The sequence below is a fragment of the Cellulomonas sp. C5510 genome (assembly GCF_019797765.1).
In the GTDB taxonomy this organism is placed as follows: domain Bacteria; phylum Actinomycetota; class Actinomycetes; order Actinomycetales; family Cellulomonadaceae; genus Cellulomonas.
In genome coordinates this window covers 1,798,682-1,816,050 of sequence record NZ_CP081862.1, presented here as the reverse complement: position 1 = coordinate 1,816,050, position 17,369 = coordinate 1,798,682, and the positions used below count along the sequence as shown (strand labels likewise).

The following is a 17,369-nucleotide window of genomic DNA, read 5'->3' as shown; positions in this document are numbered from 1 at the left end:
AGACGAGGATCCATCCGTGAAGGCACTCGCCGCCCGCAGGCACCACCGGTCCGCACCGGTCGTGCTGCTCCTGCTGGCGCTGCTGCTGACCGGTGCGGTGTACGCGATCGCCCAGCCCGCCAGCGCCGACGCGGCGCCGGCAGCGGCCAGCGAGAACGACATCGCCGACGGCCAGAAGCTGTTCCAGGCCAACTGCGCCACCTGCCACGGCCCGACCGCCGAGGGTCGTGAGGCCGTCGACGGGGGCGCCGGCGGCCCCTCCCTGATCGGCGTCGGCGCGGCCGCGGTCGACTTCCAGGTCGGCACCGGTCGCATGCCCGCCCAGATGAACGGCCAGCAGATCCAGGCCAAGCCCGTCCAGTTCACCCAGGACGACATCGACAAGCTCGCGGCCTACGTCGCCTCGCTGGGCGCCGGCCCGGCGGTGCCGACGGCCGAGCAGGTCGACCCGAGCCTCGGTGACGCCGCGAACGGCATGGCCCTGTTCCGCACGAACTGCGCCATGTGCCACAACGCGGTCGGTGCCGGCGGCGCGCTGTCCCAGGGCAAGTGGGCCCCCGCGCTCGACGACACCACGCCCACGCACATCTACGAGGCGATGCTCACCGGCCCGCAGTCGATGCCGGTGTTCAACGACGCCAACATCACCCCGGACGAGAAGCGCGACATCATCGCGTACCTCGACGAGCAGCGGGACGGGTCGCCGGGCGGCCTCTCCCTCGGCTCGCTCGGTCCCGTCAGCGAGGGCCTGTGGGCCTGGGTGGTCGGCATCGGCCTGCTGATCGCCGCCTCGGTCTGGATCGGAGCCAAGTCCTCGTGAGCACGCACCACGACCCCTCGACCGACCTCACCACCCGGGACGGCGCCGCGCCCGCGCCCGAGCGGTTCGAGGACCCGGGCCTCGAGGCGCACCGCGCCCGCGTGGGCGACACCGACCCGAGGGCGCAGAAGCGCGCCGAGCGGCAGGTCGTCGTCCTGTTCACCGTCTCGATCCTGGGGACGATCGGCGCGGTCGTCGCGTACGCCCTCGTCCCCCCGGGCGAGACCGTCGGCAGCATGCGGCTGTCGAACCTCCTGCTCGGCCTCGGGCTGTTCCTCGGCCTCGCGGGCATCGGCCTCGCAGCCGTCCACTGGGCGAAGTCCCTGATGAACGACCACGAGCGCGCCGAGGACCGCCACCCCACGGCGTCCTCCCCCGAGAACCGCGCCAAGGCCGTCGAGGCCCTGCGTGAGGGTGCGAAGGACTCGTCGATCGGCCGCCGCGGCGTCCTCAAGGGCGCGATGGTGACCTCGCTCGCCCTGTTCCCGCTGTCGATCGCGGTGCCCCTGGTGGGCAACCTGGGCGGCGACTGGAACGTCGCGCGCTCCAAGCACACGATGTGGCGCCGCGGCACGCGGCTGACCATCGACCCGAGCGGCCGGCCCATCAAGGCGTCGGACGTGACCATCGGCTCGGTGTTCCACGTCATCCCGCAGGGCCTCGAGGAGGCGGAGCACCCGCTGAACGAGAAGGCCAAGGCGGTCGTGCTGATGATCCGCATGGACCCGCGCGACATCCGCTCCGAGCAGGGCGAGGGCTGGTCGTACGACGGCATCGTCGCGTTCTCGAAGATCTGCACCCACGTGGGGTGCCCCGTCGCCCTGTACGAGCAGCAGACGCACCACATCCTGTGCCCGTGCCACCAGTCGACCTTCGACGCCGCCGACGGCGCCAAGGTCGTGTTCGGCCCGGCCAAGCGCCCGCTGCCCCAGCTGCCGATCACGGTCGACGACGAGGGCTACCTCGTCGCGCAGGACGGCTTCAACGAACCCATCGGCCCGTCCTTCTGGGAGCGCCTGACATGAGCACCGTCGACTCCCCTCCGCAGACCTCGGCACCGCCGACCGCGGGCGCACGCGCCGCCGCCGCCACCGCCGACTACCTCGACCAGCGGACCGGCATCGGCACCGCGATCAAGGAGTTCGCGCGCAAGATCTTCCCCGACCACTGGTCGTTCCTCCTGGGCGAGATCGCGCTCTACTCCTTCGTCGTGCTCCTCATCTCGGGCACGTTCCTCACGATGTTCTTCGTGCCCTCCATGAACGAGGTGCACTACCACGGCCCGTGGGCCTCGATGGACGGCGTGCAGATGTCCGAGGCGTTCGCCTCGACGCTGCGGCTGTCGTTCGAGGTCCGCGGCGGGCTGCTGATGCGGCAGATCCACCACTGGGCCGCGCTGATCTTCATGGCCGCGATCGTCACGCACATGATGCGCGTGTTCTTCACGGGCGCGTTCCGCAAGCCGCGCGAGCTCAACTGGGTCGTCGGCTTCACGCTGATGATCCTGGGCCTGCTCGCCGGGTTCTCCGGCTACTCGCTCCCCGACGACGTGCTCTCGGGCAACGGCCTGCGGATCGCCGACGGCGTGGCCCGCGCGATCCCGATCCTCGGCTCGTACATCTCGTTCGCGCTGTTCGGCGGCGAGTTCCCCGGCACCGACCTGATCCCGCGCCTGTTCACCGTGCACGTGCTGCTGGTCCCGGCGCTGATCCTCGCGCTCATCGGCCTGCACCTGCTGTTCGTCGTGCTGCACAAGCACACGCAGTACCCGGGTTCGGGGCGCACCGACAAGAACGTCGTCGGCTACCCGCTGTTCCCGGTGTACGTGGCGAAGGCCGGCGGGTTCTTCTTCGTCGTGTTCTCGGTCATCGCGCTGATGGCCGCCACGATGACGATCAACCCCGTCTGGAACTACGGGCCGTTCGACCCGGGCGTCGTGTCCGCCGGCGCGCAGCCCGACTGGTACATGCTCTTCCTCGAGGGCGGCCTGCGCCTCATGCCGGGCTGGGAGTTCGTCATCGGGCAGTACACGGTCTCGATGAACATCCTGGTGCCGGGCGTGGTGATCCCCGGCCTGCTGTTCACGACGCTGGCCCTGTGGCCGTTCATCGAGTCGTTCGCCACGGGTGACAAGCGCGAGCACCACGTGCTCGACCGCCCGCGCAACGCCCCGTTCCGCACCGCGTTCGGCGTCTCGTTCCTCACGGCGTTCTTCATCCTCATCCTCGCCGGGTCGAACGACCTCATCGCGACGCACTTCCACCTGTCGATCAACGACATCACGTGGACGTTCCGGGTGCTGATCTTCGTCGCCCCCGCGATCGCGTTCTGGCTGACCAAGCGGATCTGCCTGGCGCTGCAGCGCAAGGACCGCGAGGTCGTGCTCCACGGCCACGAGACCGGGCGCATCGTCCGGTTCGCCTCCGGCGAGTACATCGAGGTGCACAAGCCCCTCGACGCGCACGAGCGGTGGCTGCGCGTGCAGCACGAGCCGCGCCGGCCCATCGAGATCGAGCCGGCCGAGGACTCGCGGGGAGTCCGGCGCAAGGGGTACCGCAAGGACCTGCTGCGCCAGCGCCTGTCCCGCGTGTTCTACGAGGACCGCGTGGAGCCGGTCACCCCGGCCGAGCTCGCCGCGGCCCAGTCGCACGGCGGGCACGACGCCCTGCCCGCGGCGCACGACGAGCAGCACGAGGCGATCGGCGCCGGGCCCGGCGCCCGTCAGCTCGCCCCCGAGCCCGAGGACACCGAGGGCACCAAGGGCACGGCACGCCGCTGACACCCCGCACGACGGCAGGGCCGGTCACGCGTCACCTCGACGCGCGGCCGGCCCTGCGGCCGTGGTGGCACCCGCCGGCGCGGGTCGATGTGGCCGTGACCTGGGGAATCATCCACGACCACCGGTCGTTGGAGCCAGTGGGAGGCACGTCCCCGGACCGCCTCCGTCCCGCCGTCCCCCGGGCCGCGCGCCCCGGGACGTGGTACGACAGAGGCAGGTGCGCGAAGCCCCGCGGCGGCGCGCGCCTGCTGCCAGAACGCCGTCGCGGCACCAAGCGCCGCGACCCGAGCAGGAAGAGGCACTGATGGCTGACTACACCCTTCCGGACCTGCCCTACGACTACGCGGCCCTGGAGCCGCACATCTCCGGCCGCATCATGGAGCTGCACCACGACAAGCACCACGCGACGTACGTGGCCGGCGCCAACACCGCGCTGGAGAAGCTCGCGGCGGCCCGGGAGTCCGGTGACTTCGGCGCCGTCGCGGGCCTGGAGAAGACCCTGGCGTTCAACCTCGGCGGCCACGTGAACCACTCGGTGTTCTGGCAGAACCTCTCCCCCGAGGGCGGCGACAAGCCGGTCGGCGAGCTCGCCGCGGCGATCGACGAGTTCTTCGGCTCGTTCGACAAGTTCCAGGCGCACTTCACGAACAACGCCACGACCATCATGGGCTCCGGCTGGTCGATCCTCGCCTGGGACTCCATCGGTCAGAAGCTCGTCATCGTGCAGCTCTACGACCAGCAGGGCAACATCCCGCTGGGCCTCGTCCCGATCGTGGTGCTCGACATGTGGGAGCACGCGTTCTACCTCGACTACGTCAACGTCAAGGCGGACTACGTCAAGGCGTGGTGGAACATCGTGAACTGGGCGGACGCCGGCGAGCGCTTCACCCGCGCGCGCAGCCAGACCTCGGGGCTCATCGTCCCGGCGCTCTGACGCCGCACGCCGCCGGGCCGAGGGCCGGCCGCCCCGCGGGGTGGCCGGCCCTCGGCGCGTCCGGGGCGCGGGACGCGTCCAGGGCCTGGGCGCGGCCCCGGGTCACGCGCCACGGGCCGGGCTCCCCGCGTGGGGTGCCCGGCCCGTGGTCCGTGCGGTGCGTCCGCGCTCAGTGAGCGTGCTGACCGCGGGAGAACTCGAAGATCCAGCCGACCAGGCCGATGACGCCGAGCGCGGCACCGACGTACAGCAGCCACCAGCCCACGGCCATGCCCAGGAACGCCACCGCGCCCGCCGCCGCGACCGTGATGGGCCACCAGCTCCAGGGGCTGAACACACCCTGGTCGCCGGCGCCCTCGGCGACGAGTGCCTCGGGGTCGTCCTCGGGCCGGGCGTCGATGCGGCGGGACACCAGCAGGAGGTACCCGCCGATCATCCCGACGAGACCGCCGACCAGCGGGATGCCGACCGTTCCGACGGGCTCACCGTCGCTCCACCAGGCGTAGAGCAGGCCGACCGGGACGAAGAACAGGACACCACCCAGGAACAGGTACGGCTCGACCTTCATCGCGTGCCGCGGCCGCTGACCGCTGCCCGTCGGGGACGGCCGGGCCCCCGGCTCGTGCAGGCTGCTCATCGCGCGCGCCCCTCCTCGTCGTCGCCCCGCGGGCGGTCGTCCACGATCGTCGCCGACGACTGGTCCTGCTCGCCGCCGCCGTTCTCGACCCGGTCACGCGCGACGCCCTGCTCGCCGGACCGCTCCGCCTCCCAGTCGAAGAACCCGGGCTCGGGCTCGACGTGGTCCATCGCGGCGACCTCCGGGTGGTGGAGGTCGAAGGCGGGGCGCTCGGAGCGGATCCGCGGCAGCGACGTGAAGTTGTGCCGCGGCGGCGGGCAGGACGTCGCCCACTCGAGCGACTGCCCGTAGCCCCAGGGGTCGTCCACGGTCACCTTCGGCGCGCGGCGCCACGTGATGTAGACGTTCCACAGGAACGGCAGCGTCGAGATCGCGAGGATCATCGAGCCGATGGTCGACACCTGGTTCATCCAGGTGAAGCCGTCCTCGGGCGAGTAGTCCGCGTACCGGCGGGGCATGCCCTCGGCACCGAGCCAGTGCTGGACCAGGAACGTCATGTGGAAGCCGATGAACAGCAGCCAGAAGTGGACCTTGCCGAGCCGCTCGTTGAGCATCCGGCCGGTGAACTTCGGCCACCAGTAGTACATGCCGCCGAACATCATGAACACCACGGTGCCGAACACCACGTAGTGGAAGTGCGCGACGACGAAGTAGGTGTCGGAGACGTGGAAGTCGAGGGCCGGGCTGGACAGGATGATGCCGGTCAGGCCGCCGAACAGGAAGGTCGTGAGGAACCCGATCGTCCACAGCATCGGCGTCTCGAACGTCAGCTTGCCGCGCCACATCGTGCCGATCCAGTTGAAGAACTTCACGCCCGTGGGGACGGCGATGAGCATCGTCATCAGCGCGAAGAACGGCAGCAGGACCGCACCGGTCACGTACATGTGGTGCGCCCACACCGTGACGGAGAGGGCGGCGATCGCGATGGTCGCGTACACCAGGCCCTTGTAGCCGAACACCGGCTTGCGGCTGAACACCGGCAGGATCTCCGTCGCGATGCCGAAGAAGGGCAGCGCGATGATGTACACCTCGGGGTGCCCGAAGAACCAGAACAGGTGCTGCCACAGGATGGCGCCGCCGTTCTCGGGGTTGAACACCTGCGCGCCCAGCCGGCGGTCGGCGCCGAGCGCGAACAGCGCCGCAGCCAGCGGCGGGAACGCCATCAGCACCAGCAGGCTCGTGATGAGCGTGTTCCAGGTGAAGATCGGCATCCGGAACATCGTCATGCCGGGTGCGCGCATCGTGACGATCGTGGTGATGAAGTTGACGGCGCCCAGGATCGTGCCGAACCCGGTGAGCGCGAGGCCGAACACCCACAGGTCCCCGCCGGCCCCCGGTGAGTACACCGAGTTCGACAGCGGCGCGTACGCGAACCAGCCGAAGGACGCGGCGCCCTGCGGCGTGAGGAAGCCCGCCGCCGCGATGAGCCCGCCGAACAGGTACAGCCAGTAGGAGAACGCGTTGAGGCGCGGGAACGCGACGTCCGGGGCCCCGATCTGCAGCGGCATGATGATGTTCGCGAACGCGGCGAACAGCGGCGTCGCGAACAGCAGCAGCATGATCGTGCCGTGCATGGTGAAGAGCTGGTTGTACTGCTCCTTGCTCTGCACCACCTGGATGCCCGGCTCGAACAGCTCGGCGCGGATCAGCAGCGCCATGAGGCCGCCGACGGCGAACCACACGAACGCGGTGATCAGGTACATGTAGCCGATCGTCTTGTGGTCGGTCGACGTGACCCACTTGACGATCGTGCGGCCCAGGGTCTGCCGTCGGGGCGCGAGCCCCGGGACGACCTCGACGGTGGCGGCCATCAGCCCTCTCCCTCGTCGCCCTCGGCGTCGCTGCCACCCTCACCGGTGACGCGCACGTCCTGCAGGCGGTTGTACTCGAGACCCAGCTGACCGTCCTGGCCGGCGTCCCGCAGGTCCTCGATGTGCGCGTCGTACTCCTCGCGCGACACCACCTTCACGTTGAACAGCATCGACGAGTGCTCCTCGCCGCAGAGCTCGGCGCACTTGCCCAGGTACTCGCCCTCGACCTGCGGCACGACCTGGAACGTGTTCGTCCGCCCCGGGATCATGTCCTGCTTGTAGAGGAAGGCCGGCACCCAGAACGAGTGGATGACGTCGCGGGAGTCGAGGACGAACTCGACGCGCTCGCCGACGGGCAGGTAGAGCGTCGGCTGGTCCGCCAGGACGCCGGTGCGGCCGATCTCCTGCGCGTGCTGGCCGGTGTCGTAGACGTCGTCGTCGACGTAGTTGAAGTCCCAGCTCCACTGCTTGCCGATCACCTGGACGGTGAGGTCGGGCTCGGCGGAGGTGTCCTGGATCTCCGTCATGTCGCGTGCCGTGTAGTAGAAGAGCACGCCGACCATGACGATCGGGAGCACGACGTACATGATCTCGAGCGGCACGTGGTAGCGGAGCTGCACCGGGAGCTGGTCGTCGTCCTTGCGCTTCCGGTACACCGCGACGCACCACAGGATCAGACCCCAGACGAGGATGCCGACCAGCAGGGCGGCCACCCACGAGCCGACCCAGAGGTTGGTGATCCGGCCGGTCTGGTTCGTGATCTCGTTGTCGGAGTCGCCGGGCAGCCAGCCGCGCTGGGCCTCGGGCGAGCATCCGGCGAGCGCGAGCGCGACGACGGTCGCGAGTCCCGCGACGGCCAGTCGGGTCCGCCTCGGGCGGCGGGGGGTCTGCGAGCGCACCGGGGGCCTTCCACTTCGGTCCCCGTCGGCCGCGACGCGTCGGGCCGTGCACCGTCCGACGGGGAAGTCCACCTAGGACCTTTGTCCTCGATCCCGTGCAGCGTAGCGCGAGGACAGGCTGCTCGTGGCCTCAGAACCGCGTTTCCGGCGCACGAGATGACGCAGTGTCATCTGGATCACTCCCTGCGGCCGCGGCCTGCGCCCCCGGGGGTGCCGCGACCGGGCCCCCGGGCCGGATACCGTGCCGGGAGTGAGCACCGAGCCCGCCCCCGTGCCGAACGTCCCGCCACGCGTGGTCCTCGACTCCGCGGGCCGCGCCCCGGTCCTGCCGGAGGCCCGCGAGGCGTACCTGACCGCACTCGACGAGGGCTGGGCCGACCCGCGGCGGCTGCACTCGGAAGGCCGGCGGGCGCGGGCGCTGCTCGACGGCGCCCGGGAGGCGGTCGCGGCGCTCGTCGGGGCGCGGACCGAGGAGGTCGACCTCGCGCCCTCCCACACGGCGGCGCTGCACGGCGCCGTGCGGACGGTGGCCCGCGGCCGCCGGCGCGCCGGTGGTTCGGTGGTGACGTCCGCGGTCGAGCGGATGGCCGTGCTCGACGCGGCGGACCTCGCCGTCTCCGAGGGGCCGGGCGGGACCCGCGTCACCGTCGCGGTCGACCGGCTCGGGCGCGTGGACCCGGGCGCGTTCGCCGAGGCGGTCGCGGGTCCCGGTGTCGCGCTGGCGGCGCTGCAGCACGCGAACGGCGAGGTCGGCGCGCTCCAGCCGGTCGAGCAGGCGCACGCCGCCGCACGGGCCGCGGGTGTGCCGCTGCTCGTCGACGCCGGGTCGTCGTCCGGCCACGTGCCCGTCGGCGACGCCTGGGACGTGCTCACGCTCGACCCGGGCGACGTGGGTGCGCCCCCCGGGGTCGCGGTGCTCGTGACGCGCGCGGGCGTGCGCCGGTCCCCCGTCGGTCCGCCCGACGAGGACCGCTGGTTCCCCGGTGGCGTCGCCGTGCCGGCCGCGCTGGCCGCGGCGGTCGCCCTCCAGCACGCCCACGCCCGGGTGCGGGCCGACGACGACCGCGCGGCCCTGGTCGACCGGGTGCGCGACCGGGTCTCCGCCCTGCCCCTCGTCGACGTCGCCGGGCCGGCGGCGCACGGCGAGCGGCTGCCGCACGTGCTGACGTTCTCGTGCCTGTACGTGGACGGGGAGGCCGTCGTGACCGCCCTGGACCGCGCCGGCTTCGCCGTGGCGTCCGGGTCGGCGTGCACCTCCGCGACCCAGACACCCAGCCACGTGCTCGCCGCGATGGGGCTGCTGAGCCAGGGCAACGTTCGGCTGTCGCTCCCCCGCGGGACGACCGCGGCCGACGTCGACCGGTTCTGCGACGTCCTGCCCGGCGTGGTCGCGGGGCTGCGGCGGGACGCGGGCGCCGGCGACCTCTAGCCGGCCCGCCCCCTCGACGGGCGCCCGCCCGGAGGTGCGACGCCCGGGACGCGCGGGAGCCCCGGACCGGTGCGGTCCGGGGCTCCCGAGGCGGTGCTGCGATGCGACCCGACGTCAGCTGAACGACCCGCCGCAGGCGCAGCTGCTGCCGGCGTTCGGGTTGTCGATCGTGAAGCCCTGCTTCTCGATCGTGTCCGCGAAGTCAATCGTCGCGCCCTCGAGGTACGGCACGCTCATGCGGTCGACCACGACCTCCACGCCGTCGAAGTCGCGCAGGGCGTCGCCGTCCAGGACGCGCTCGTCGAAGTAGAGCTGGTAGATGAGGCCCGAGCAGCCGCCGGGCTGCACCGCGATGCGCAGGCGCAGGTCGTCGCGCCCCTCCTGCTCGAGGAGGCTGCGCACCTTGTCGGCCGCGACGTCGGTGAGGGCGACGCCGTGCGTCGCGGTCTCGGTGGTCTCGCTCATGGTGTCTCCTGACAAGGTCGGGCATCGGTCGCCGGCGCGCGCGAGCGGGCGCCGAGGGACGGTCACGGCAACCACAACTGCGCCGCCGCACGATCTGTTCCCAATGTACGCCCGCGCGCGGGCGTCCCGTCAGCGCGACCAGGTGCGGGCGATGCGCGGCACCCGGGCCCGCAGGGCGGCGGCCGGGTCGAGGCGCCACCGCACGGCGTCCTCCGGGCGCTCCAGCACGGCGAACCCGCCCGCGAGCCCCGCGGCGCCCCAGTCACGCCGGCCGGTGCGCAGCTGCGCCGCCACCGCGACGGCCGGCACCCCCAGCGGGAGGGCCGCGCGGGCGACCGCCCCGACCACGCCGTGCTCCAGCGCGGACGCGTCCAGGACGCCCGACCCGGTCACGACCAGGTCGGCCTCCGCGACGCGCGCGGCGAGGTCCACGGCGTCGGCGACCCACGCGGCGCCCTCGACGAGCCTCGCGCCGAGCAGCCCCAGCGCGAAGGCCGCTCCCCCGCCGGCACCGGACCCCGGCGCGAGCGCCTCCCGCGAGCCCGCGGAGCGTGCAGCACCCGGCGCCCACCGGACGGCGCCGCGGTCACCCGCCCCGTGGCCGCCGAGCAGGTCCACACGGCCCCCGGTCCCCCCGGCGGAGGCCGCCGCGTGCGCGAACGCGGCGACGGCGCGCTCCGCCTCCTGCGCCGTCCCCGCGTCGACCCGCCCCGACTCGGCCAGGTCCGCCGAGACGCCGCCCAGACCCGTCAGGGGCAGGTCGTGCGCGTGGAGGGCCACGAGGTCCCGCCCGGCCAGCGCCTCGCGCAGCGCCGGCAGCGCCGGCAGGTCGCCGGCACCCAGGCCGGACGCCGCCCCGATCCCGTCCGCCGCCCGGGACGGAGCCGCACCCAGGGCGGCGAGCATGCCCGCGCCCGCGTCGTGGGCGACCGTCCGCCGGCCGCCCAGACCCACGACGACCCGCCCGGCGCCCGTGCCGAGCGCCGCCGCCAGGAGCGTCCCGAGGCCGGCGGACGTGGTGTCCGTGACAGGGCGGGCGTCGGGGTCGGCGGCCCCGAGGGCCAGCGCGCCGTCGACGTACGCGGTGCGCGCGCCCGAGGGCTCCTGCACGACGAGCACCGCGCCCGGCACCACCGCGCCGTGGGCGTCGGTCGTCGTCACCGACAGCAGCTCGCCGCCACGCGCCGCCCGGACCGCGTCGACCAGGCCGGCGCCACCGTCCGACAGCGGCAGCGGCACCAGCACGTCCCCGGGAGCACCCTCTCGCCATCCCCGGACGACGGCGTCGACGGCCTCGGGCGCCGTCAGCGCGGGCCACGGGTCCGCGGCAGGGACGCCGCGGGGGCGCGCGGGCCCGTCGTCGAGCCGCGCGTCGAACCGGCCGGGGGCGACGAGGACGTGCACGCCGCGATCCTCGCACGCCGCCGAGGACCGCCCGGCCGCGTCCGCCCTCCGCCTCCGCCCTCCTGCCGCGGCACGCGCGCCGGTCCCGCCCGGCCCCGGCGCGCGCTGTGGGATGATCCTGCGCGTGAGTCTGCTCTCCGACACGGCCACGTTCACGGAGCCCGCGCCCTCGGCTCTCCTCCTGCTCGGCCGGGGCGCCGACCTGGCGTCCGAGAGGGGCGTCGAGTGCGTCGGCGGACTGCCCGCCGCCTCCGACCCCGGCCTCGTGGACCGCGCCCGCGCGGCCCGGTCGGCCCTGGGCGACCGCGCGTTCGTGCTCGGGCACCACTACCAGCGCGACGAGGTCATCGACTTCGCCGACGTCACGGGCGACTCGTTCAAGCTCGCCCGGGAGGCGGCGGCCCGCCCCGACGCCGAGTACATCCTGTTCTGCGGCGTGCACTTCATGGCCGAGTCCGCGGACATCCTCACGTCCGACAGCCAGCAGGTCGTCCTCCCGGACCTCGCCGCCGGCTGCTCCATGGCCGACATGGCGGCGATCGACCAGGTCGAGGACGCGTGGGACGTGCTCGTGGACGCCGGCGTCGCGCAGGACACGGTCCCCGTCACCTACATGAACTCGACAGCGGCCATCAAGGCGTTCACCGGCCGCCACGGCGGCACGGTCTGCACGTCGTCCAACGCGCACGTCGCGCTGCGGTGGGCGTTCGACCAGGTGGGAGGCCTCGACGGCACCGGCAAGGTGCTGTTCATGCCGGACCAGCACCTCGGCCGCAACACCGCCGTGCTCCAGCTCGGCATCCCGCTCGACCAGTGCGTCGTCTTCGACCCGCGCAAGCCCGGCGGCGGCCTGACCGCGCAGGAGCTCCGGGACGCCCGGATGATCCTGTGGCGCGGCCACTGCTCGGTGCACGGCAGGTTCAGCGCGCAGAACCTGCTGGACGTGCGGGCGGCCGTGCCGGACGTCACCGTGCTGGTCCACCCGGAGTGCCGGCACGAGGTCGTGACCGGCGCGGACATGGTGGGGTCCACCGAGTACATCATCAAGGCGCTCGACGCCGCGCCGGCCGGCTCCTCCTGGGCGATCGGGACCGAGCTGAACCTGGTCCGGCGCCTCGCCGCCGCGCACCCCGACAAGCAGATCTCGTACCTGGACTCGACGGTCTGCTTCTGCTCGACCATGAACCGCATCGACCTCCCGCACCTCGTCTGGGCGATGGAGTCGCTCCTGGACGGGCGGGTGGTCAACCGCATCGTGGTGGACGCCGACGACGCCCACTGGGCGCGCGTCGCGCTCGACCAGATGCTCGCGCTGCCGGGGTACTGACCGGCCGGCGGCGACACGGCAGGGCCCGGATCCGGGACCGGCGGCGCCGGCACCCGCTCCGGGCAGGCTCGGACGGCCGGGCGCCCGGGGGTCACGGCCCGGGGGTCACGGCGGGAGGAGGGCACGTGGGGACGGGTCACCCGCTGCGGGTCGGGATCGTCGTGTTCGACGACGCCGAGGAGCTCGACGTCGTCGGGCCGTTCGACGTGCTGACGTCGTGGGCCGCGCACTCCGTGCTGCGCCCCGAGGTCGTGACGTTCTCCGCGGACGGGGCGGGGGTGCGCTGCGCGAAGTGGCTGCGCCTGCTGCCGGACACGTCGCGCGAGGAGGTCGGGCCGCTGCACGTGCTCGTGCACCCCGGCGGGCAGGGCACCCGGACGCTCGTCCACGACCCCGGGCACCTGGCGTGGGTGCGCCGCGCGCGCCGGGAGACGGCGCTCATGACGTCGGTCTGCACCGGGGCGCTCGTCTACGCGGCCGCCGGTCTGCTCGCCGGGCGCCCCGCCGCGACGCACTGGGCCGCCGTCGACGAGCTCGCGCGGATCGACCCGAGCGTCCTGGTCGACACCGAGGCGCGCTACGTGGACGACGGGGATGTCGTCACGTCGGCGGGGGTGTCCGCCGGCATCGACATGGCGCTGCACCTCGTCGCGCGCCTGGAGTCCCGCGACGCCGCACGGGCGGTGCGCCGCGGCATCCAGTACGACCCCGCGCCCCCCGTCTGACCCCTGCTGCCACCGCCTCCACCCCGACCCGGCCCCCACCGCGCGCCCGCACCCCGCCCCCCGAGCACCCCCGGAGGCTCCCCACGCGCCGGGACCTCCCGCACGCTCGGAGGCTCCGAACGTGCTCGGAGGTCGGCGCGCGCCGTCGGAGGGCTCCGCGGACACCTCCGATCGCACGTCGGAGCCTCCGACCGGACCCGCGGGGGCCCGGAAGGAGGGTGGGTGGGTCAGCGGGCGAGGCGGGAGAGGAGGAGGGCCTCGGCCAGGACGACCTTCTCGAGCTCCGCCAGGTGGACCGACTCGTTCGCGCCGTGCGCGCGGGAGTCCGGGTCCTCGACACCCGTCACGAGGATCGCGGCGTCCGGGTACACGTCGAGGAGGTCCGCGATGAACGGGATCGACCCGCCGATGCCGATGTCGACCGGCTCGGTGCCCCACGCGTCGGCGAACGCCCGGCGGGCGGCCTGCATCGCCGGGGAGTCCGCCGGCGCCTGGAACGGCTTGCCGAGCTCGCCGTCGCGCACCGTGACGCGGGCACCGAACGGCGCGTTCCCCTCCAGGTGCGCCCGCAGGGCGGCCAGCGCCGCCGCGGGGTCCTGCCCGGGGGCGATGCGCATCGACAGCTTCGCCGTGGCCTTCGGCGCGATCGTGTTCGACGCGGTGGCGACCCGCGGGGCGTCGAGCCCGATGACGGCGATCGTCGGACGGGTCCACAGGCGGGCCGTCAGCGGCCCGGTGCCGGCCAGCCGGACGCCGTCGAGGACGGAGGCGTCGGCCCGGAACGCCGCCTCGTCGTAGTCCACCGCGGGGTCGGCCGCCGTGACCAGGCCGGGCACCGCCACGTCGCCGGCGTCGTCGTGCAGGGTCGCGATCAGCCGGGACAACAGCGTCACCGCGTCGAGCACCGGGCCGCCGAACATGCCGGAGTGCACCGCGTGGTCCAGGACGGCGACCTCGACCTCGAGGTCGACGAGGCCGCGCAGCGACGTCGTCAGGCCCGGGACGCCCACCTTCCAGTTGGACGAGTCGGCCACCACGATGACGTCGGCCGCCAGCAGGTCCCGGTGGGTGTGGAGGAACCGGGTGAAGGACGGCGACCCGACCTCCTCCTCCCCCTCGACGAAGACCGTCACACCGACGCCCAGCTCGTCCCCGAGCACGCGCAGCGCACCGAGGTGCGCGACGACGCCGGCCTTGTCGTCCGCCGCGCCGCGCCCGTACAGGCGCCCGTCGCGCTCGGTCGGCTCGAACGGGTCGGTGTCCCAGTCCTCGCGCTCGCCGGGCGGCTGCACGTCGTGGTGCGCGTACAGCAGCACCGTCGGCGCACCGTCCGGGGCGGGGCGCCGGGCGACGACCGCCGGCGCGCCGGGCGTGCCGTCCGGCCGGTCGACGGCCAGCACCTCCACCTCCGGCATGCCCGCCTCGCGCAGCAGCCGGGCCACGTGCTCCGCGCTGGCGGCGACGTGCGCCTGGTCGAAGTCCGCGTTCGAGACGCTCGGGACGCGGACCAGCGCCTCGAGGTCCGCGCGGACGCCGGCGAAGGCCTCCTCGACGCGGGCGCGCAGCGCGGGGACGGACGGGGACGCGGAGGGCGAGGTCGGCTCTGTCACAGACCCTCACGCTACTCGACTACCCTGGAGGGGTGTTCGGACGCAGCAAGGACGGCAGCACCGGCGGGACCACCCAGGCGCCCCTGACCGAGGAGACCCCCGGCACCGCCGAGGCCCCCGGGGGCAAGGGCCGTCCCACCCCGAAGCGGAAGGTTGCCGAGGCCGCCAACCGCCGCCCGCTGGTGCCCACGGACCGCAAGGCCGCCTCCAAGGAGGCCCGGGCCGCGCAGCGCGCCGAGCGGGACCGGCAGTACGCCGCCATGCAGACCGGCGACGAGCGCTACCTCCCCGCGAAGGACAAGGGCCCGGTCCGTCGGTACATCCGCGACTACGTCGACGCGCGGTGGAGCCTCGGCGAGCTGTTCCTGCCGGTCGCCATCGTCATGCTGCTCGCCAACATGCTCCTGACGACCTGGAACCCGAACATCGCGTTCCTCGGCCTCGTCGCGCTGTACCTGTTCATCATCGCGATGGTCGTCGACGTGGCGATCATGTGGCGCCGGCTGCGCAAGCGGCTCGTCGCGAAGTTCGGCCCCGACACCATCCAGCGCGGGATGATGATGTACAGCGTCACCCGGGTGTTCCAGATCCGCCGGGCCCGGCTGCCGAAGCCGCAGGTCAAGCACGGTGAGTACCCGCACTAGCGCACGCCCCCGCTCGGCCTAGGGTGGGGACCATGGAATTCCGCCACCTGGGCCGCTCCGGCCTCAAGATCTCCGAGATCACCTACGGCAACTGGCTCACGCACGGCTCGCAGGTCGAGAACGACGCCGCGACCGCCTGCGTCCGGGCCGCGCTCGACAACGGCATCACCTCGTTCGACACCGCGGACGTGTACGCGAACACCGTCGCGGAGGAGGTGCTCGGCGAGGCCCTCAAGGGCGAGCGCCGGCAGTCCCTCGAGATCTTCACGAAGGTCTACTGGCCGACCGGCCCGAAGGGCCCGAACGACTCCGGCCTGTCCCGCAAGCACGTCATGGAGTCGATCGACGGCTCCCTGACCCGCCTGCAGACCGACTACGTCGACCTGTACCAGGCGCACCGCTACGACCACGAGACTCCCCTCGAGGAGACGATGCAGGCGTTCGCGGACGTCGTGCGCGCCGGCAAGGCCCTGTACATCGGTGTGAGCGAGTGGACCGCCGACCAGATCCGCGCCGGTCAGGCCCTCGCCCAGGACCTCGGCTTCCGCCTGGTCTCGAACCAGCCGCAGTACTCCGCGCTGTGGCGCGTCATCGAGGGCGAGGTCGTCCCCGCCTCGGAGGAGCTCGGGCTGTCGCAGATCGTGTGGTCGCCCGTCGCCCAGGGCGTGCTCACCGGCAAGTACCTGCCCGGTCAGCCCCTGCCCGCCGGCTCGCGCGCCACGGACGAGAAGGGCGGCGCGCGCATGGTGAAGTCGTTCCTCGACCGGCCGAACGTGCTCGAGCGCGTGCAGCAGCTCAAGCCGGTCGCCGAGGAGCTCGGGCTGTCGCTCGCGCAGCTCGCGGTCGCCTGGGTGCTGCAGAACCGCAACGTCGCGGCGGCCATCATCGGTGCGTCCCGGCCCGAGCAGGTCGTCGAGAACGTCAAGGCGGCGGGCGTGACGATCCCCGCCGAGCTCATGGCGCGGATCGACGACATCCTCGGCGACGCCGTGATCTCGGACCCCGCGGAGACGGCGAAGTCCTCCCCCGCCTCGCGCTGAGCGGACGTGCCGGAGGGCCGGGCGCCCCACGGGGTCCGGCCCTCCGGCGCGCCACGGGTGGGTCAGCGGCCCTCGCCGGGCTCCACATCCGACCTGACGCGACCCGCGCCGGCCGACGCCGGCTCCGCCACGGCCGGCACCGTGAGGCGGGGCAGCAGCCAGTGGATGAGCGGCCCGATGCCGAGGGCGTACGCGAGCGTCGCCAGCCCGACGGTGCCGCCGAGCAGCCAGCCGACGGCGACCACGGTCACCTCGATCGCGATCCGCACGGGGCCGACGGGCCAGCCGGTCCGGGCGACGACGCCGGTCATGAGCCCGTCCCGCGGGCCCGGGCCCAGGCGCGCGCCGATGTACAGGGCGCTGGCCAGCCCGTTCAGCCCGATGCCCGCGACCACGAGCGCCACCCGCGCCGGCAGCGGCAGCGGGTCCGGGAGCCGGTCCAGCAGCGCGAGCGCCGGGTCGATGAGCACGCCGATCACCACGACGTTCGCCACGGTGCCGATCCCCGGGCGCTGACGCAGCGGCCACCAGCACAGCAGGACCACCACGCTGTACGCGATCGTCACGGTGCCGAGCGACCAGCCGATCTGGCGGGACGTGCCCTGGCTGAGCACGTCCCAGGGCATGTTCCCGAGCCCGGAGTGCACGAGCAGGGCGATCGACGCGGCGTACAGGACGAGGCCGCCGAGCAGCTGCGCGGCCCGGCGGGTGGCGGTGCCGGGGACGCGGTCCTCGGAGGCTCCGACGGGGCGGAGGGGGTGCGGCGAGGCGGGACCCGGATCGGGCGAGCTGACGGGAGCCGGGGCGTCGGGTGAGGCGGTCACGACGTCATCCTCCGCCACGAC

Annotated in this window: 16 protein-coding genes; 9 read left to right on the top strand and 7 right to left on the bottom strand. The window is 73.5% G+C overall.

What is annotated here, in order from left to right:
- Positions 1–16 precede the first annotated feature (16 nt).
- The 4 genes from K5O09_RS08505 (at position 17) to K5O09_RS08490 (ending at position 4,533) form a co-directional block, all read left to right on the top strand.
- Positions 17–820 (top strand): c-type cytochrome, encoded by an 804-nt coding sequence (locus K5O09_RS08505; protein ID WP_222172321.1) that lies wholly within the window; start codon positions 17–19, stop codon positions 818–820.
- On the top strand, positions 817–1,845 hold the full coding sequence (locus tag K5O09_RS08500; RefSeq protein ID WP_222172320.1) for a ubiquinol-cytochrome c reductase iron-sulfur subunit: 1,029 nt from the start codon (positions 817–819) through the stop codon (positions 1,843–1,845). The genes K5O09_RS08505 and K5O09_RS08500 overlap by 4 nt, the downstream gene beginning before the upstream one ends.
- Positions 1,842–3,599: a ubiquinol-cytochrome c reductase cytochrome b subunit gene (locus K5O09_RS08495; RefSeq protein ID WP_222172319.1), complete on the top strand. Its 1,758-nt coding sequence runs from the start codon at positions 1,842–1,844 to the stop codon at positions 3,597–3,599. Before K5O09_RS08500 ends, K5O09_RS08495 begins: the two co-directional genes overlap by 4 nt.
- Before the next feature lie 304 nt (positions 3,600–3,903).
- On the top strand, positions 3,904–4,533 hold the full coding sequence (locus K5O09_RS08490; RefSeq protein ID WP_222172318.1) for a superoxide dismutase: 630 nt from the start codon (positions 3,904–3,906) through the stop codon (positions 4,531–4,533).
- A gap of 169 nt (positions 4,534–4,702) precedes the next feature.
- Here K5O09_RS08490 and K5O09_RS08485 read toward each other — a convergent pair whose 3' ends face one another.
- The 3 genes from K5O09_RS08485 to coxB all read right to left on the bottom strand — a co-directional run bounded on the left by K5O09_RS08485 (position 4,703) and on the right by coxB (position 7,880).
- Positions 4,703–5,101, bottom strand: coding sequence for a cytochrome c oxidase subunit 4 (locus K5O09_RS08485; RefSeq protein WP_222172670.1), 399 nt, complete (start codon positions 5,099–5,101; stop codon positions 4,703–4,705).
- Positions 5,102–5,166: 65 nt separating this feature from the next.
- Complete coding sequence (gene ctaD, locus K5O09_RS08480; RefSeq protein WP_222172317.1) at positions 5,167–6,981, bottom strand: cytochrome c oxidase subunit I; 1,815 nt, start codon at positions 6,979–6,981, stop codon at positions 5,167–5,169.
- Complete coding sequence (gene coxB, locus K5O09_RS08475) at positions 6,981–7,880, bottom strand: cytochrome c oxidase subunit II (protein ID WP_222172316.1); 900 nt, start codon at positions 7,878–7,880, stop codon at positions 6,981–6,983. The genes ctaD and coxB overlap by 1 nt, the downstream gene beginning before the upstream one ends.
- 250 nt (positions 7,881–8,130) lie before the next feature.
- Here coxB and K5O09_RS08470 point away from each other — a divergent pair, with 250 nt between their 5' ends.
- A complete protein-coding gene (locus K5O09_RS08470; RefSeq protein ID WP_255596240.1) occupies positions 8,131–9,309 on the top strand; it encodes a cysteine desulfurase family protein in 1,179 nt (392 codons plus the stop codon).
- Positions 9,310–9,423: 114 nt separating this feature from the next.
- On the opposite strand, the gene erpA is transcribed toward K5O09_RS08470, so the two are convergent.
- Positions 9,424–9,774 carry an iron-sulfur cluster insertion protein ErpA gene (gene erpA / locus K5O09_RS08465; protein ID WP_222172315.1) on the bottom strand — a complete coding sequence of 117 codons (351 nt, stop codon included), beginning with the start codon at positions 9,772–9,774 and terminating at the stop codon, positions 9,424–9,426.
- Positions 9,775–9,903: 129 nt separating this feature from the next.
- The gene (locus tag K5O09_RS08460) at positions 9,904–11,178 is read right to left on the bottom strand and encodes a glycerate kinase (RefSeq protein ID WP_222172314.1); all 1,275 of its coding nucleotides are present in this window, start codon (positions 11,176–11,178) and stop codon (positions 9,904–9,906) included.
- Between the two features lie 112 nt (positions 11,179–11,290).
- On the opposite strand from K5O09_RS08460, the gene nadA reads away from it, so the two are divergent.
- Both nadA and K5O09_RS08450 read left to right on the top strand, forming a co-directional pair.
- A complete protein-coding gene (gene nadA, locus K5O09_RS08455; RefSeq protein ID WP_222172313.1) occupies positions 11,291–12,505 on the top strand; it encodes a quinolinate synthase NadA in 1,215 nt (404 codons plus the stop codon).
- A 125-nt stretch (positions 12,506–12,630) separates the two neighbouring features.
- Positions 12,631–13,230 carry a DJ-1/PfpI family protein gene (locus K5O09_RS08450; protein ID WP_222172312.1) on the top strand — a complete coding sequence of 200 codons (600 nt, stop codon included), beginning with the start codon at positions 12,631–12,633 and terminating at the stop codon, positions 13,228–13,230.
- Positions 13,231–13,457: 227 nt separating this feature from the next.
- Here the strand turns inward: K5O09_RS08450 and K5O09_RS08445 are convergent, their stop codons facing one another.
- On the bottom strand, positions 13,458–14,840 hold the full coding sequence (locus tag K5O09_RS08445; RefSeq protein WP_222172311.1) for a dipeptidase: 1,383 nt from the start codon (positions 14,838–14,840) through the stop codon (positions 13,458–13,460).
- Positions 14,841–14,872: 32 nt separating this feature from the next.
- Here K5O09_RS08445 and K5O09_RS08440 point away from each other — a divergent pair, with 32 nt between their 5' ends.
- Together K5O09_RS08440 and K5O09_RS08435 are read left to right on the top strand one after the other, a co-directional pair.
- Positions 14,873–15,484, top strand: a complete 612-nt coding sequence (locus K5O09_RS08440) for a DUF3043 domain-containing protein (RefSeq protein ID WP_255596239.1) — start codon at positions 14,873–14,875, stop codon at positions 15,482–15,484.
- Positions 15,485–15,516: 32 nt separating this feature from the next.
- Positions 15,517–16,524, top strand: a complete 1,008-nt coding sequence (locus tag K5O09_RS08435) for an aldo/keto reductase family protein (RefSeq protein WP_222172310.1) — start codon at positions 15,517–15,519, stop codon at positions 16,522–16,524.
- 62 nt (positions 16,525–16,586) lie between these two features.
- On the opposite strand, the gene K5O09_RS08430 is transcribed toward K5O09_RS08435, so the two are convergent.
- Complete coding sequence (locus K5O09_RS08430; protein ID WP_370635553.1) at positions 16,587–17,348, bottom strand: hypothetical protein; 762 nt, start codon at positions 17,346–17,348, stop codon at positions 16,587–16,589.
- Positions 17,349–17,369 lie beyond the last annotated feature (21 nt).